At 71.8% G+C, this 15,542-nt stretch carries 13 protein-coding genes; 7 read left to right on the top strand and 6 right to left on the bottom strand.

The window, feature by feature from the left end; translation table 11 throughout:
* Together C3488_RS03685 and C3488_RS03680 are read left to right on the top strand one after the other, a co-directional pair.
* Positions 1–605, top strand: a 605-nt coding sequence (locus C3488_RS03685; RefSeq protein WP_103837823.1) for a DUF3027 domain-containing protein, incomplete at its 5' end; no start/stop codon positions are given.
* Positions 606–800: 195 nt separating this feature from the next.
* Positions 801–3,917 (top strand): sacsin N-terminal ATP-binding-like domain-containing protein, encoded by a 3,117-nt coding sequence (locus C3488_RS03680; protein ID WP_103837822.1) that lies wholly within the window; start codon positions 801–803, stop codon positions 3,915–3,917.
* A 4-nt stretch (positions 3,918–3,921) separates the two neighbouring features.
* Here the strand turns inward: C3488_RS03680 and C3488_RS03675 are convergent, their stop codons facing one another.
* Together C3488_RS03675 and C3488_RS03670 are read right to left on the bottom strand one after the other, a co-directional pair.
* Positions 3,922–6,315, bottom strand: coding sequence for a cation-translocating P-type ATPase (locus C3488_RS03675; RefSeq protein ID WP_103837821.1), 2,394 nt, complete (start codon positions 6,313–6,315; stop codon positions 3,922–3,924).
* 119 nt (positions 6,316–6,434) lie between these two features.
* Positions 6,435–6,689 carry a DUF2530 domain-containing protein gene (locus C3488_RS03670; RefSeq protein ID WP_103837820.1) on the bottom strand — a complete coding sequence of 85 codons (255 nt, stop codon included), beginning with the start codon at positions 6,687–6,689 and terminating at the stop codon, positions 6,435–6,437.
* 262 nt (positions 6,690–6,951) lie between these two features.
* Between C3488_RS03670 and C3488_RS03665 the strand changes: the two genes are divergently transcribed.
* Positions 6,952–8,403, top strand: a complete 1,452-nt coding sequence (locus C3488_RS03665) for an NCS2 family permease (RefSeq protein WP_103837819.1) — start codon at positions 6,952–6,954, stop codon at positions 8,401–8,403.
* Positions 8,404–8,436: 33 nt separating this feature from the next.
* Here the strand turns inward: C3488_RS03665 and C3488_RS03660 are convergent, their stop codons facing one another.
* Entirely contained in the window at positions 8,437–8,619 is a 183-nt protein-coding gene (locus C3488_RS03660; protein WP_103837818.1) for a ribbon-helix-helix protein, CopG family, read from the bottom strand.
* Positions 8,620–8,812: 193 nt separating this feature from the next.
* Between C3488_RS03660 and C3488_RS03655 the strand changes: the two genes are divergently transcribed.
* The 3 genes from C3488_RS03655 (at position 8,813) to thpR (ending at position 11,551) form a co-directional block, all read left to right on the top strand.
* Positions 8,813–9,250 (top strand): MarR family winged helix-turn-helix transcriptional regulator, encoded by a 438-nt coding sequence (locus C3488_RS03655; protein WP_103837817.1) that lies wholly within the window; start codon positions 8,813–8,815, stop codon positions 9,248–9,250.
* A 379-nt stretch (positions 9,251–9,629) separates the two neighbouring features.
* Entirely contained in the window at positions 9,630–10,892 is a 1,263-nt protein-coding gene (locus tag C3488_RS03650; RefSeq protein ID WP_103837835.1) for an MFS transporter, read from the top strand.
* Positions 10,893–10,981: 89 nt separating this feature from the next.
* Positions 10,982–11,551: an RNA 2',3'-cyclic phosphodiesterase gene (gene thpR, locus C3488_RS03645; protein WP_103837816.1), complete on the top strand. Its 570-nt coding sequence runs from the start codon at positions 10,982–10,984 to the stop codon at positions 11,549–11,551.
* Positions 11,552–11,764: 213 nt separating this feature from the next.
* On the opposite strand, the gene C3488_RS03640 is transcribed toward thpR, so the two are convergent.
* Together C3488_RS03640 and C3488_RS03635 are read right to left on the bottom strand one after the other, a co-directional pair.
* The gene (locus tag C3488_RS03640) at positions 11,765–12,754 is read right to left on the bottom strand and encodes an aldo/keto reductase (protein WP_103837815.1); all 990 of its coding nucleotides are present in this window, start codon (positions 12,752–12,754) and stop codon (positions 11,765–11,767) included.
* Between the two features lie 110 nt (positions 12,755–12,864).
* Positions 12,865–13,539 carry a GDSL-type esterase/lipase family protein gene (locus tag C3488_RS03635; protein WP_103837814.1) on the bottom strand — a complete coding sequence of 225 codons (675 nt, stop codon included), beginning with the start codon at positions 13,537–13,539 and terminating at the stop codon, positions 12,865–12,867.
* A gap of 111 nt (positions 13,540–13,650) precedes the next feature.
* On the opposite strand from C3488_RS03635, the gene C3488_RS03630 reads away from it, so the two are divergent.
* On the top strand, positions 13,651–14,631 hold the full coding sequence (locus C3488_RS03630; RefSeq protein ID WP_103837813.1) for a hypothetical protein: 981 nt from the start codon (positions 13,651–13,653) through the stop codon (positions 14,629–14,631).
* 61 nt (positions 14,632–14,692) lie between these two features.
* On the opposite strand, the gene C3488_RS03625 is transcribed toward C3488_RS03630, so the two are convergent.
* Positions 14,693–15,346 (bottom strand): class I SAM-dependent methyltransferase, encoded by a 654-nt coding sequence (locus tag C3488_RS03625; protein ID WP_103837812.1) that lies wholly within the window; start codon positions 15,344–15,346, stop codon positions 14,693–14,695.
* Positions 15,347–15,542: the final 196 nt, after the last annotated feature.

Genomic DNA, 15,542 nt, shown 5'->3' with positions numbered 1-15,542 from the left:
GCGACCTGGGCCCGGGAGACCTGCTGCCGACGGACGCGGAGGACCTGCGCCTGGAGCCCGGCTTCACCGGCGAGGAGGAGCCGCCGCCGAACGCGGCGGTCTCCGGGGAGATGGCCGAGCTGGTCGAGGCGGAGGACGCGGAGGTGACCGGCGGGGCCCCGGCGAACCTGCCGATCGCCCCGTCGCGCGGTTCGATCTCCGCGGTGGCGGAGGAGCTGGGCATGCGTCGCGCCCGGGTCCTGTCCCGCTACGGACTGCACGTCGCCGCGGACCGCTGGGAGGAGGCGTTCGGCGCCAAGACGCCGATGGCCCAGGCGGCTCCCGCCTCCTGTGTCTCCTGCGGCTTCCTGGTCCCGATCGGCGGCTCGCTCGGACAGGCCTTCGGGGTGTGCGCCAACGAGTTCTCCCCGGCGGACGGCCGTGTGGTCTCCCTGTCGTACGGCTGCGGCGGTCACTCGGAGGCGGCGGTCATGCCGAAGACGCCGCGCCCGGCTCCGCCGGTGGTCGACGAGACGAAGGTCGAACCGTTTCCGCTGCGGCCGTCGCCGGAGGGTTCGGTGCCGGCGGTGGCGGACGACGCGTCGGCGGAGCTGGGGCACTCGTAGGGCACGCCCCCGGCCACCTCGAACCTGGCCGAGCATGACCGGCCCGTCCGGTGGTCCCCCCTGCTCGAAGAGCTCGGGGGAGTTCGAGGACGAGGGCGTTCAGGCCGAAGGGGGGTCTGGGGGCAGAGCCCTCAGAACGCCCACCGCGCCGCACGGTACCTTCATCCAGCGAAGCGACCCGGTGGAGGATGAAGCGTGAGCAATTTCGTGCGACCGGCGGCCGAGGGCGACCCGTTCGGCACGGCCCGCCTGCGCCGTGGCGTGCTGGACGCCTGGGCGACCAGCCCGGCCCGGTTCCGCGAGGACGCCAACGCCGAGGAGGACCTCGTCCTCGGCGGTTACCGCGACAGGCTCGTCGTGGAGCTCGCGCAGAACGCCGCCGACGCCGCGGCCCGGGCGGGGGTGCCCGGACGGCTCCGGCTGACCCTCCGCGAGGGCGTGCTCGTCGCCGCCAACACCGGTGCCCCGCTCGACGCGGCCGGTGTCGAGTCGCTGTCCACCCTGCGGGCCTCGGCCAAGCGCGACGACCGGGAGCAGGCCGTCGGCCGCTTCGGCGTCGGCTTCGCGGCGGTCCTCTCCGTCAGTGACGAACCCGCGGTCGTCGGCCGGCACGGCGGAGTGCGCTGGTCCCTGTCCGAGGCCAGGGAACTCGCCACCGAGACCGCCCGGCACAGCCCCGGCCTCGGCGACGAGATCCGCCGCCGCGACGGGCACGTGCCGCTGCTGAGGCTGCCGTTCGCCGCCGAGGGCACCGCCCCGGACCCGTACGACACCGCCGTCATCCTCCCGTTGCGCGACGCGGCGGCCGCCGATCTCGCCGAGCGGCTGCTGGGGGCCGTCGACGACGCGCTGCTGCTCGCCCTGCCCGGCCTCGAGGAAGTCGTCGTCGAGATCCACGACTTCGGCCCCCGCACGCTGATCCGCCGCGCCGATGGCACGGACACCGTCGTAGACGACTCCCGGGACGGCACCACCCGCTGGCGCACCGTCTCCCAGCACGGCCCCCTCACCCCCGACCTGCTCGCCGACCGCCCGGTCGAGGAGCGGCTGCGCCCCCACTGGTCCGTCACCTGGGCCGTCCCCGCCGAGGCCGACGGCACCCCGGGCCGCCCCCGCACCGCCCCGGTGGTGCACGCCCCGACCCCCAGCGACGAGCCGCTCGGGGTGCCCGCCCTGCTCATCGCGTCGTTCCCGCTGGACACCAGCCGACGCCACGCCGCGCCCGGCCCGCTGACCGACTTCCTGGTGGAGCGCGCCGCCGACGCCTACGCCGAACTCCTCGCCGCCTGGCGCCCGGTGACCTCCGGCGTCCTGGACCTGGTGCCGGGGCCGCTGGGCAAGGGGGAGCTGGACGGCGCGCTGCGCGGCGCCATCCTCGAGCGACTGCCGCGCACCGCTTTCCTGCCGCCCGCGAACGAGCCCGGCGACGACGACGAACTGCCCGAGGCGCTGCGCCCCCGGGACGCCGAGGTCGTCGAGGGCGCCGGGGCCGGGACCGTGCGGGTCCTCGCCGAGGTGCTGCCCTGCCTGCTGCCCGCGGGCCTGGAACGCCGCGTGGAGCTGCGGACGCTGGGCGTGGCGCGGGTGCCGCTGACCGAGGCGATCGACCGGCTCGCGGGACTGGAGAAGGCGCCGGAGTGGTGGTGGCGGCTGTACGACAGCCTGGCCGGGGTCGACCCGGACCGGCTGTCCGGGCTGCCCGTGCCGCTCGCCGACGGGCGGACCACGATCGGGCCCCGGCAGATCCTGCTGCCGACCTTCGACGGGCCGCCGGTGGCTCCCCAGGCGCTGGCCCGGCTGGGACTGAAGGTCGCCCACGCGGACGGCGCCCACCCGCTGCTGGAGAAGCTCGGCGCCCTCCCGGCCACCCCGCGGGCCATCCTCACCACCCCGCAGGTGCGGGCCGCCGTCGCCGCCTCCCTCGAGGACGAGGGCGTGGGCTGGGAGCAGGACGGCCTGGACGCCGAGGAGCTGGCGGACACCGTGCTCGCCCTCGTCCGCGAGGCGGGCCTCGACCCCGGTGACGAGCCGTGGCTCGGCGCGCTCGCGCTGCCCGACGAGGACGGCGAGCTCGCGCCCGCCGGGGAACTCGTGCTGCCCGGCAGCCCGTTCGCGAGCGTCATGCGCGAGGGCGAGCTGGCCTTCGTGGACGCCGACCTGGCCGAACGCTGGGGTCAGCAGCCGCTGGCCGCCTGCGGCGTGCTCGCCGGCTTCACCCTCGTCCGCGCCACCGACGTCGTTCTCGACCCGGACGAACTGGAGCCCCGCGACTCCGACTTCGCCGAACCCGACGACGTGGGGCTGCTGGACGCGGTCGACGTGTGGTGCGAGGACGTCCTCGACCGGCTGCCCGACAGCCCGGTGCCGCCGGTGGCGACCGAGGTCGTCGCGGTACGGGACCTGGACCTGGTCGACGACGACCGCTGGCCGCAGGCTCTCGCCCTGCTCTCCCGACCCCCGCTCAGGGACGCGCTCACCCAGCCCGTACGGGTCTTGCTGCCGGACGGCACCCACGAGGTCGTACGCCCCTACACGGCCTGGTGGCTGCGCGGCCACCCGGTGCTGGACGGCCGTCGCCCGGCCGGTCTGCGCGCGGCGGGCGGCGACCCGCTGCTCGCCGGCCTGTACGACGAGGCGGACGCCACCGGCTTCGACGACGAGCAGGTGCTGCGCGCCCTCGGCGTACGGACGTCGGTCGCCGCCCTCCTCGACGAGCCCGGCGGCGCGGCGGAACTCCTCGACCGGCTCGCCGACCCGGACCGGGCCGTCACTGCCGCCCAACTGCACGCGCTGTACGGCGCGCTGGCCGAGCTGGACCCCCAGCGGGTGACCCTGCCGGACGAGCTGCGGGCGGTGGTCGACGGACGGGTGACCGTGGTGGACGCCGCCGACGCGGTGGTGGTCGACTCACCCGACCTGCTGCCGTTCACCGAGGGCGTCCCCCTGCTGCCGGTCCGCCCGGCCCGGGCCGCCGACCTGGCCGAGCTGTTCCAGGTGCGGCGGCTGAGCGAGTCGGTGACGGGCGAGGTGACCTCCGAAGGTGTCGAGCACGACGTACCGGAGTCGGTGCGGGTCCTGCTCGGACCCCGGACACCGGAGACGTACGTCGAGCACGAGGAACTCGTCGTCGACGGGGTCGAACTGGACTGGCGCCTGACAGCCGGCGGGGTCCTGCACGCGGCCACCCTGGAGGGCGTCGCGGCGGGCCTGGCCTGGGCGGCGGGCCAGTGGCCGCGCCGCTTCGAGGTGGCGGCGCTGCTGGAGGACCCGTCCCGCACCGGGGAACTGGCGCGGGACCGCTGGTTCGACTAGGGCATCACGCGGGGAACCGGCGGTCGACCCACTTCCACAGCAGTTCCAGGGCGGCCGCCGACACCGCCGCGATGCCCACCGCGACCCAGGGGATCGTCTCCCCGACCAGCCTGAGGGCGAAGAAGTGCTGCAGCCGCGGCACGGCCAGCACGCACACGAACGCCACACCCATCGCGGCCACCAGACCGATCCGCCACCAGGTGTAGGGGCGGGCGACGATGGCCAGAACCCACATGGAGATCAGAAAGAGCGTGAGGGTCGCCGCGCTGGTCTCCGCCTCCAGGGAGCCGGGGCCGCTGTAGTGGTGGCGGGCGATCAGGTACGTGACGAACGTGGCGACCGCCGCCACCGCCCCGCCCGGGATCGAGTACCGCATCACCCGCCGGACGAAGTGGGGCCTCGCCCGCTCGTTGTTCGGCGCGAGGGCCAGGAAGAACGCCGGGACGCCGATCGTCAGGGTCGACAGCAGGGTCAGGTGCCGGGGCAGGAACGGGTACTCCACCTGCGAGCACACCACCAGCACCGCCAGGAGCACCGAGTACACCGTCTTCACCAGGAACAGCGTCGCGACCCGCGTGATGTTCCCGATGACCCGCCGTCCCTCGCCGACCACCGACGGCAGCGTCGCGAAGCTGTTGTCGAGCAGCACGATCTGCGCCACGGCCCGGGTCGCCTCCGAGCCGGAGCCCATCGACACCCCGATGTCCGCGTCCTTGAGCGCCAGCACGTCGTTCACGCCGTCGCCGGTCATCGCCACCGTGTGCCCGCGCGACTGGAGCGCGCCCACCATGTCCCGCTTCTGCTGCGGGGTGACCCGGCCGAAGACGGTGCCCTTGTCCAGGGACTTCCCCATCTCGTCCTGGTTCTGCGGCAGGTGCCGGGCGTCCATCACCTCGCCGCGGATGCCGAGCTTTCCGGCCACCGCGCCCACCGAAATCGCGTTGTCGCCGGAGACGACCTTGGCGTGGACGTTCTGGTCGGCGAAGTAGCGCAGGGTGTCGGCGGCGTCCGGGCGCAGCCGCTGCTCCAGGACGACCAGCGCGGTGGGCCGTACGCCGGCCGTGACCCGGGGGTCGTCCAGGTCCCGGGAGGCGCGGGCCAGCAGCAGCACGCGCAGCCCCTGCTCGCTCAGCCGCTCGGTCTCGGTCAGCGCCGGGTCGTCGGGGTCGAGGAGGACGTCGGGGGCGCCGAGCAGCCACGTACTGGCCCGGCCGTCGCCCTCGCTGAAGGAGGCGCCGCTGTACTTGCGGACGGAGGAGAAGGGCAGGGCCTCGGTGCAGCGCCAGTCCTCGCTGCCGGGGTAGGCGTCGATGATCGCCTGGAGAGAGGCGTTCGGGCGCGGGTCCGCCTCGCCGAGGGCGCCGAGGACCTTGCGTATGTAGGTCTCGTCGGCGCCCTGGAGCGGTCGCAGCTCGGTGACGTCCATGCCGCCCTCGGTGAGGGTGCCCGTCTTGTCCAGGCAGACGGTGTCGACGCGGGCGAGCCCCTCGATGGCGGGGAGCTCCTGGACGAGGACCTGCTTGCGGCCCAGCCGTATGACCCCGATCGCGAAGGCCACGGAGGTCAGCAGGACCAGCCCCTCGGGGACCATGGGCACGATGCCGCCGACCGTGCGGGCGACGGAGTCCTTGATCCCGTGCTGCGTGGTGACCAGCTGGCTGACGACCAGGCCGATCGCGGTCGGGACCATCATCCAGGTGACGTACTTGAGGATGGTGGAGATGCCGGTGCGCAGCTCGGAGTGCACGAGCGTGAAACGGCTCGCCTCCTCGGCGAGCTGGACGGCGTAGGCCTCGCGGCCCACCTTGGTCGCCTGGAAGGCGCCACCGCCCGCGACCACGAAGCTGCCGGACATCACCGGGTCACCGGGCCGTTTGACGACGGGGTCGGCCTCTCCGGTGAGCAGTGACTCGTCGATCTCCAGCCCGTCGGTCTCGACGCAGACGCCGTCGACGACGATCTTGTCCCCCGGCCCGATCTCGATGACGTCGTCCAGCACGATCCCGGACGTACTGATCTCGGCCGCCGTCCCGTCCCGGCGCACGGTCGGCCGTGCCTCGCCGATCACCGCGAGCGAGTCCAGGGTCCTCTTGGCCCGCCACTCCTGGATGATGCCGATCCCGGTGTTCGCGATGATCACGTATCCGAACAGGCTGTCCTGGAACGGCGCCACGAACAGCATGATCAGCCAGAGCACGCCGATGATCGCGTTGAAGCGGGTGAAGACGTTCGCGCGCACGATCTCGCCCAGGGAGCGGCTGCTGCGCACGGGAACGTCGTTGACGTCACCGCGGGCGACCCGCTCGGCCACTTCGGCGGCGGTCAGGCCGCGCGCCCGCACAGGCATCGGGGCGGGGTGCACGGGATCGAGTTCGGCACCCGCGTCGATGTGCGTCATGCATTCGACGGTACGTGCGGACTTGCGCCTTCACCCGCCGGGCACTTCAAAGATCCGACCAGGGGAGGAGGGCGGCTCATGCGGGGGTCGGAGGGAGTGCGGGAGAGGTACTGCGAAAGTCACCGCCCGGCGTCGGCGGCTCGCTTGATCGCCGCGTCCCGCCTGCGCACGTACCAGATGCCCACACAGCCCAGCCCCGCCCCGGCCAGGCAGGTCCACAGCCACCATGTGTGCCCGTGGTCGGCGAACCAGCCGTAGAACGGCAGCTGGACCAGGAACATCAGGAACCAGAGGATCGTGCCGCCGGTGATGACGGGCACCACGGGGCCCTCGAGGGGCTCCGGCGCCTCGTGCCTGGGGGTCCACTTCGCCATGCGCACAGCTTACGAGGAGCCCGAAACCGCCTAGGCCGCGACCCGGGCGCGCCCGGGGGAGCCCTTGCGCACCAAGGGTCTACGCGCGGAGATAGCGATCAGGGACTTATATGTTCATACTGAAACGGTTCGAGTCTGGCCGCTTGCGTTCGTATGAAGCACCAACAGAAGCGTGGGGGAACCTGTTGGTGACAAGGCGACGGCGAGACTCGATCACGTTTGTCAGCGATCCCCGTGATCCCCGTGCACATTGAGGTCCCGCATGCCCACCTCGGCCCCCGCCAAGGCCTCCGCCCCGCAGCAGCCGGGTACCCGGCCGCCGTCCGGCGCCCTCGACCGCTACTTCAGGATCTCCGAGCGGGGCAGCACGCTGTCCCGCGAGATCCGCGGCGGTTTCGCCACCTTCTTCGCGATGGCGTACATCATCGTGCTGAACCCGATCATCCTCGGCAGCGCGAAGGACATGTACGGGCACCACCTGGACCACGGCCAGCTCGTCACCGCGACGGCCGTGACCGCCGCCTTCACCACGCTGCTCATGGGCGTGATCGGCAACGTCCCGATCGCCCTCGCCGCCGGCCTCGGCGTGAACACGGTCGTCGCCCTCCAGCTCGCCCCGCGCATGTCGTGGCCGGACGCGATGGGCATGGTCGTCCTCGCCGGTTTCGTGGTGATGCTCCTCGTCGCCACCGGTCTGCGCGAGCGCGTGATGAACGCGGTGCCGCTCGGCCTGCGCAAGGGCATCTCGATCGGCATCGGCCTGTTCATCATGCTGATCGGACTCGTGGACTCCGGCTTCGTCACCCGGATCCCCGACGTCGCCCAGACCACGGTCCCGCTCCAGCTGGGCGTGAACGGTCATCTCAACGGCTGGCCCGTCCTGGTCTTCGTCCTCGGCGCGCTGCTCACCTTCGCGCTGATCGTCCGCAAGGTGCCGGGCGCGATCCTGATCTCGATCGTCGCGATGACGGTCCTCGCGGTGGTCCTCAACGCCGTCGCCAAGATCCCCAGCTGGGGCCTGACCGTCCCCAAGTGGCCCGGCAACCCGGTCGCCAGCCCCGACTTCGGCCTGATCGGCAAGGTCAGCCTGTTCGGAGGCTTCGGCAAGGTCGGCGTGCTGACCGGCATCCTGTTCGTCTTCACGGTCCTGCTGTCGTGCTTCTTCGACGCGATGGGCACGATCATGGGCATCAGCGACGAGGCCAAGCTGACCGACGCCGAGGGCAACATGCCCGGCATCAACAAGGTCCTCTTCGTCGACGGCATCGCGGTCGCGGCGGGCGGCGCCAGCTCCTCCTCGGCCACCACCTGCTTCGTGGAGTCCACGGCCGGCGTCGGCGAGGGTGCGCGCACGGGCTTCGCGAACGTCGTCACGGGCCTGCTGTTCGCGGTGGCGCTCTTCCTCACCCCGGTCGCCACGATGGTCCCGTCCCAGGCGGCCACCCCGGCCCTGGTCGCGGTGGGCTTCCTGATCCTGTCGAACTCGATCAAGGAGATCGACTGGGCGGACTACACGATCGCCATCCCGGCCTTCGTGACCATGCTGATGATGCCCTTCACGTACTCGATCACGAACGGCATCGGCATGGGCTTCATCACCTTCGCCCTGCTGCGCCTGGCCGCGGGCCGGGGGCGCGAGGTCCCGGCGGCGATGTACGTGGTGGCGGCGGTCTTCGCCTTCTACTACCTGATGCCGGCGTTGGGCCTGACCTGATCCGCCGGATCGGTCCCCGGGGCCCGGCGACGGTCAGGTGACCCCGTAGAACCGCTCCGTCTCCTCGACGGCGGCCTCGAACCGCTGGTCGAAGTCATCCCGAATGAGCGTCCGGACGACATAGTCCTGGACGCTCATTCCTCTTCTGGCGGCGTGTTGCCGGAGCCGCTCGAGCAGTTCCCCGTCCATCCGCAGGCTGAGCACGCTGGTCCCCATGGCTACGAGGGTTGCCGGACGCGGGCGCGCGACGCGTCACGTTCCGCCCTTGGATCACTCGTTCGGGTGATCTGAGCAGCTCCGGTGTTTCTTGCCGGGGCTTGCGAGTGCGGCTCGGGAAGTGGTCGGAGTCACCCTCATGGGTGTACGCCCAGGTGGTCTTTAGGGAAAGTAATGAGTTATCCTAAAGAGCATGCCTGACCTGACCCATGGCGACGACGCCGCCGCCGTGAACGCTCTCCGCTCCGCCGTGATGCGGCTGTCGCGCCGACTCAAGCACCAGAGGGTCGACGAGTCGCTGAGCCCGACCGAGATGTCGGTGCTCGGCACCCTGGCCCGCTGTGGCTCCGCGACCCCGGGCGAGCTCGCCCGCAAGGAGCACGTCCAGCCGCCCTCGATGACCCGCATCGTGGCCCTGCTGGAGAGCAAGGGTCTGGTCGCCCTGGAGCCCCACCCCGAGGACCGGCGCCAGAAGGTGGTCACCCAGACCGAGCGTGCCGAGGCGATGCTCGAGGAGAGCCGCCGCAAGAGAAACGCGTTCCTGGCCGGACTGGTCGAGGGCCTGGACGAGGACGAGTGGGCGGCACTGCGCGCCGCGGCCCCCGTCCTCGAGAAGCTCGCGCACCTGTGAGCGGGGCGCATCCGGGGTACCGCGGCACCCCGAGCCCGGGTGCCGCGACCACGGGTGCGTTCCCGTGCCGGACGCCCGCCGTGACCGACGCGGCCCCCACCCGCGGATGTACGAAGCCGTCATCGCAAGGAGGCGAATCCCTTTGAGTACGGGAACCGGAGCAGCTTCCGCCCCCGCACCAGCCACCCACGACTCCCCGCCCGCCCACGAGACCGCACAACCCGCACAGCCCCCCACCGCCGCCGAGAGCCCCGAGCCTGCCGAACCGGCCGGGACCGTCGCGCGGACCGAGACCGCCCCGCGGACCGGACCCGTCCTGCCTGCCGAGCCCGGCGAACGCCCCGAGACCGCCGTCCCGACCGAGCCCCGCAGGTCGTCGATGTTCAGTTCCCTGCGCATCCGCAACTACCGGCTCTTCTTCCTCGGTCAGGTCGTCTCCAACACCGGCACCTGGATGCAGCGCATCGCCCAGGACTGGCTGGTGCTCAGCCTGACCGGCTCCTCCACCGCCGTCGGTGTCACCACGGCGCTCCAGTTCCTGCCGATGCTGCTGTTCGGCCTGTACGGCGGCGTCCTCGTCGACCGCCTGCCCAAGCGCCCGGCACTGCTCGTCACGCAGTCGGCGATGGGAGCCACCGGCCTCGTCCTCGCCTTCCTGACCCTGACCGGGCACGTCCAGGTCTGGCACGTGTACGTGGCCGCCTTCGCCGTCGGACTCGCCACGGTCGTCGACAACCCGGCCCGGCAGTCCTTCGTCTCCGAGATGGTCGGCCCGAAGCACCTGCAGAACGCGGTCAGCCTGAACTCGGCGAACTTCCAGTCCGCCCGCCTGGTCGGCCCCGCCGTCGCCGGTGTCCTGATCACCGGTATGGGCACGGGCTGGGCCTTCCTGCTCAACGGCCTGTCCTTCCTCGCGCCCATCGCCGGCCTCCTGCTGATGCGCGCCCGTGAGCTGCACGCCGTGGAGCGCGCGCCGCGCGGCAAGGGCCAGCTGCGCGAGGGACTGCGCTATGTCGCCGGGCACCCGGAGCTGATCTGGCCGATCGTGCTGGTCGGGTTCATCGGCACCTTCGGCTTCAACTTCCCCGTCTGGCTCTCGGCCTACGCGGACGACGTCTTCCACGCGGGCGCCGGCGCCTACAGCCTCTTCAACACGCTGATGGCGATCGGCTCGCTCACCGGCGCACTGCTCGCCGCCCGCCGCGGCACGGCCCGGCTGCGGGTGCTGATCGCGGCGGCGGCCCTCTTCGGCACGCTGGAGATCGTGGCGGCCGGGGCGCCGTCCCTGTGGCTGTTCTCGCTGCTGATGGTGCCGATAGGGATCTTCGGCCTCACGGTGAACGTCACGGCGAACACGGCCGTCCAGATGGGCACGGACCCGGCGATGCGCGGCCGCGTCATGGCCCTGTTCATGATGGTCTTCATGGGCGGTACGCCGCTCGGGGCGCCCGTCGTCGGCTGGATCACGGACGCGTACGGCGCCCGGGTCGGGTTCGCCCTGGGCGGTCTGGTCTCCGCCCTGGCCGCCGTGACCATCGGCCTGATCCTGGTCCGGGCGAGCGGCCTGCGCCTGGCTGTGGGCTGGCACCGGGGGCACCCTCGGGTGCGGTTCGTGCCGCGCGAGGAGCCGGTGCCGGCCTGAGGGGTTGGGGCGCCCCGGGGCAGGGGGCGCCCCCTCGGCGCCTGTTCGCCGGTGTGGCCGGGCAATCCGATCCCTGCGAAGGTGAGGTCATGAGACTCTTCGCCGCGGTGCTGCCGCCCCCGGACGCCCTGCGGGAACTGGCCTCGGCGGTACGCGACTTGGAGGGACTTCCGGGGGCGCGCACACTGCGCTGGACGGAACGGCCGGCCTGGCACTTCACGCTGGCCTTCTACGGTGAGGTGGCCGAGGACGTCGTACCGGACCTGTCCGAGCGGCTGGCCCGGGCGGCCCGGCGCACCGAGCCGTTCCCGCTGTCCGTGTCCGGGGGCGGGCGCTTCGGGGACCGGGCACTGTGGGTGGGCGCGTCCGGGGACGTACGGGCGCTCCGGCTGCTCGCCGACCGTGTGGAGTCCGCGGCGCGCAAGGCGGGCGTGGAGATGGGGGAGCACCGCTCTTACCGGCCGCATCTGACCCTGGCCCGCAGTCGGGGTACGGCGGACTTCCGGCCGTACGTGGCGGCGCTGCGGGAGTTCGCGGGCCGCGAGTGGACGGTCGCCGACCTGACCCTCGTGCGCAGCCGCCTGCCGAGGTCGGGCGTGCCGGGGGAGCAGCCACGCTACGAGACGGTCGAGCGGTGGGGGCTCGGCGCAGGGGAGTGACGAGGTCCGGTTACGCTCGATACGTGGACCCGAAGACCCGTAACCGGATCATGGCCGGTGTGCTCGTGCTGATGTTCGCGGTGGTGGCACTGGCGGCGGCGGTCGGGAAGTAGATCCAGTGGCAGCGCGCGGACGCGGGCAGGGTGCCCCGGGCCGGACGTTCCCGGCCTGTGGACACCACCCACGTCCCGCACCCACGTCCCGCCGGGCGGGCTACCAGGCGAAGGCCTCCGGAGACGGACCCGGACCGGGGAAGATCTCCTCCAGGCCCGCCAGGACCTCCTCCGACAGCTCCAGCTCCACCGCCCTGATCGCGGACTCGAGCTGCTCGGCGGTGCGCGGGCCGACGATCGGTCCCGTGACGCCCGGGCGGGTCAGCAGCCAGGCGAGAGCCGCCTCGCCGGGCTCCAGGCCGTGCTTCTCCAGCAGGTCCTCGTAGGACTGGATCTGTGCCCGGACCGCGGGGTCGGCGAGCGAGTCGGCGGTGCGCCCACCGGCCCGGCGTCCGCCTTGGACCTCCTTCTTGATGACGCCGCCCAGCATCCCGCCGTGCAGCGGCGACCACGGGATGACCCCGACGCCGTAGTCCTGCGCGGCCGGGATGACCTCCATCTCGGCGCGGCGCTCGAAGAGGTTGTACAGGCACTGCTCACTGACCAGGCCCAGCGAGCCGAGGCGGGCGGCGGTCTCGTTCGCCTGAGCGATCTTGTAGCCGGGGAAATTGCTGGAGCCGACGTACAGGACCTTGCCCTGCTGGACCAGTACGTCCAGAGCCTGCCAGGTCTCCTCGAAGGGAGTGTTCCGGTCGATGTGGTGGAACTGGTACAGGTCGATGTAGTCGGTCTGGAGGCGCTTGAGGCTGGCCTCGACCGCCCGCCGGATGTTCACCGCGGAGAGCTTGTCGTGGTTGGGCCAGGCCTCCCCGTCCGGGCCCATGTTGCCGTACACCTTGGTGGCGAGCACGACCTTGTCGCGCCGTTCGCCGCCCTTGGCGAACCAGTTGCCGATGATGGTCTCGGTTCGGCCCTTGTTCTCGCCCCAGCCGTACACGTTGGCGGTGTCGAAGAAGTTGATCCCCGCGTCCAGGGCCGCGTCCATGATCGCGTGACTGTCGGTTTCCTCGGTCTGCGGACCGAAGTTCATCGTCCCGAGAACGAGCCGGCTGACCTTGAGTCCCGTGCGTCCGAGCTGCGTGTACTTCATGACTGCTTAGCCAACGGCGTGGAGTGCGCTCTAGGCAAGGGGGGTTGGGTGCGGGGCGGGTCAAACGATACGCACAGTGACCAGGGAACGCCCGTATTCGGTCAGCTCGTTCAGGCCGCGTACGGCTGTCCGACCCCCCACGCCTCCCACATCGCCCCCGCGAACGCCGCCGCGATCTTGTGCTCACCGGAGGCGTTCGGATGCGTACCGTCGTACGTGTCGACGTGGATGTCGTACGACGGCGGCGGCGAGGCGAGCAGCATCGGCGAGCCGGGCTCGTCCAGGTCGGCCGCCGCCTTCGCCAGAAGCTCGTTGAAGAGGGCCACCTGGGCCCCGAAGGGCGCGTCCGCCTGCGCCCGGATGTTGGGGATCACCGGGAGCACGACCATCCGGACGCGCGGGTTGGCGCTCCGCGCCTGAGTCACGAAGCGCCGCACGTTCTCCGCCGTCTGCTCCGCGTTCGTGTAGAAGCCCAGGTCGATCAGCCCCAGGGAGACCAGCAGCACGTCCGCCCGGGACGCGCGGACCGCGTCCGCGATCAGCGGGGCCATGTGCAGCCAGCCCTCGCCCCAGCCCGCCAGATGGGCGCGGGGGAAGTCGGGTTCGGCGTAGGCGTACGACGTCGGCGCGTCCGCCGCCTTGTCGTACAGCGTCTCGCGCGGACCGACGAGCGTGCAGGGGCCGCCGTATGTGGCGCACAGATGCCGCCACAGCCGGTAGCGCCATGTGTGTTCGCCCGCGCTGCCGATCGTCATGGAGTCGCCTACGGGCATGAACCTGAGCATCCGCTCATGATGGAGGATCACTGGGGGAGCCGACGGGACGTATGGGACGGGGCGGATGTGAGGATCGACACGCACGAGGGCCGCCGTTCGCAGGATGGCAGGCTTGGGGGCATGCGTCGATCGTTCGCGTTCCTGTCCGGGGCCCTTCTCGTCGGTGCGCTCGCGCTCGCCGCGCCGGCGCCCGCGTCCGCCGACGACGGCGGCTTCACCATCAGGGATCCCCGGATCACCGAGTCGAGCGGGCTCGCCGCCTCCCGTCTCCACCCGGGGATCTACTGGACGCACAACGACAGCGACGACGGCCCGTACGTCTACGCGGTGGACAGCCGCACCGGAAGGACGGTGGCCACCCTCACCCTGCGCGGCATCGGCACGCCCCGTGACGTGGAGGCCGTCTCCATGGGCCCGGGGAACGAGATCTACCTCGGCGACATCGGCGACAACTTCGGCGGCACGTGGCCGTACGTGTGGATCTACAAGCTGCCCGAGCCGAAGGTTCTCAAGGACCAGACGATCCGCGCGACCCAGTACGTCGTGAAGTACGCGGACGGCCCGAGGGACGCCGAGTCCCTGCTGGTCCACCCGAAGACCGGGCGCGTCTACATCATCGACAAGAAGGAGGACGGCGGCCACCTCTACGAGGGCCCGGTCAGGCTCTCCGCCACGGGGACGAACGTCTTCCGCCCCACCGCCGCCGTCGACCTGTGGGCCACCGACGCCGCCTTCTCGCCCGACGGCGAACAGCTCGCCGTACGCGGCTACTTCGGCGGCATCGCGTACGCGTGGAACGGCGGGCGGATCAAGAAGCAGACCCGCCTGGACGTTCCCCTGCAGCGCCAGGGCGAGTCGGTCACCTACACGCTCGACGGGTCGAAGCTCCTGTACGGGAGCGAGGGCGCGGACAGCCCGGTACAACCCGAGAGCGTGCCCGGTCACCAGGCCAAGTCGCCCTCGGGGAAAGGGAGTACGCAGAACGGGGCCGGAAACGGCTCACCACTGAACGCCGACTACAGGGTGGGCGCCCTGGTCCTCGCCGCCGGCCTGGCCGTGGTCCTGGTCCTCAAACGCCTGCTGCGCCGCACCCCGCGCTAGTGCCCCGACAGGCAACGTTCGCCCCGTCGCTGCGCTCGGCACGCTCCCGTCGGACGCCCCGTCAGGCCCCTTCGGGCTTGCGGGCCAGTAGGCAGGCGTGCGGTCTGTTCACCCGTCCGCCGGGCTCCTGTTCCAGCCTCGCGGTGACGACGAGTCCGGCCTGCTCCAGCAGGCCGACCATGCGGTCCAGTGGCAGGAGGTACGACTCGTAGGACACCGGACGGCCATAGCCCTGGGTCGGCTGCAGCCGTTCATCTCCGACATAGTCTCCCCAGAGCAGGTAGCCGCCGGGCGCGAGCGTGCGGTGGAACTCGGCGAACACCGCCGGCAGCCACTGCGGGGGCGTGTGGTGGGTGGAGTACCAGGCCAGGATGCCGCCGAGCTCGTCGTCCCTCATCTCCAGCGCGGTCATCGAGCCCTCGGTGAACCGCAGGTTCGGATAGGCGTGCCGGGCCAGCCCGATCATCTTCGGCGACAGATCGACGCCGAAGGCGGACACCCCCAGCCCGGCCAGGTACGCCGTCACACGGCCGGGGCCGCACCCCAGGTCCGCGACCGGCCCCGGACCAGCCGTCCGCACGAGCTCGGCGAACCCCGCCAGCATCGCGCGGGACAGCGGGTCCATCTCGGCGGGAGGCGGGACGCGTTCGACGTAATCAGCGGCGACCGTGTCGTACGACTCGCGCACGGCGGTCAGAAACGAGGGCTCAGCCATGCGGGCGACCCTAGACCAGAGAACGGACAGGGCGTGTCACGACCTTGAGTCGACCTGCGCGACATCCGTCGCCGTCGACACCTGGCGGAATCCACCTCGGTGAAGGTTTTCGGTCACGGCACCGGAGAAGGACGGAAGGGCCGCCCGGTGACACCGGACGCCCCTTCCGTCGTACGCGAGGAAGTCGGCCGAAGCC

The sequence above is a fragment of the Streptomyces sp. Ru72 genome, assembly GCF_002920635.1.
In the GTDB taxonomy this organism is placed as follows: Bacteria; Actinomycetota; Actinomycetes; order Streptomycetales; family Streptomycetaceae; genus Streptomyces.
The sequence above is the reverse complement of the archived record's forward strand: the minus strand, read 5'-3'. Positions and strand labels throughout refer to the sequence as shown.

Bases quoted from the DNA above. Each gene is read 5' to 3' on its own strand.
- C3488_RS03675 (WP_103837821.1), bottom strand. From the start codon at position 6,315: ATGACGCACATCGACGCGGGTGCCGAACTCGATCCCGTGCACCCCGCC.
- C3488_RS03670 (WP_103837820.1), bottom strand. From the start codon at position 6,689: ATGGCGAAGTGGACCCCCAGGCACGAGGCGCCGGAGCCCCTCGAGGGC.
- C3488_RS03665 (WP_103837819.1), top strand. From the start codon at position 6,952: ATGCCCACCTCGGCCCCCGCCAAGGCCTCCGCCCCGCAGCAGCCGGGT.
- C3488_RS03660 (WP_103837818.1), bottom strand. From the start codon at position 8,619: ATGGGGACCAGCGTGCTCAGCCTGCGGATGGACGGGGAACTGCTCGAG.
- C3488_RS03655 (WP_103837817.1), top strand. From the start codon at position 8,813: ATGCCTGACCTGACCCATGGCGACGACGCCGCCGCCGTGAACGCTCTC.
- C3488_RS03650 (WP_103837835.1), top strand. From the start codon at position 9,630: ATGTTCAGTTCCCTGCGCATCCGCAACTACCGGCTCTTCTTCCTCGGT.
- thpR (WP_103837816.1), top strand. From the start codon at position 10,982: ATGAGACTCTTCGCCGCGGTGCTGCCGCCCCCGGACGCCCTGCGGGAA.
- C3488_RS03640 (WP_103837815.1), bottom strand. From the start codon at position 12,754: ATGAAGTACACGCAGCTCGGACGCACGGGACTCAAGGTCAGCCGGCTC.
- C3488_RS03635 (WP_103837814.1), bottom strand. From the start codon at position 13,539: ATGCTCAGGTTCATGCCCGTAGGCGACTCCATGACGATCGGCAGCGCG.
- C3488_RS03630 (WP_103837813.1), top strand. From the start codon at position 13,651: ATGCGTCGATCGTTCGCGTTCCTGTCCGGGGCCCTTCTCGTCGGTGCG.
- C3488_RS03625 (WP_103837812.1), bottom strand. From the start codon at position 15,346: ATGGCTGAGCCCTCGTTTCTGACCGCCGTGCGCGAGTCGTACGACACG.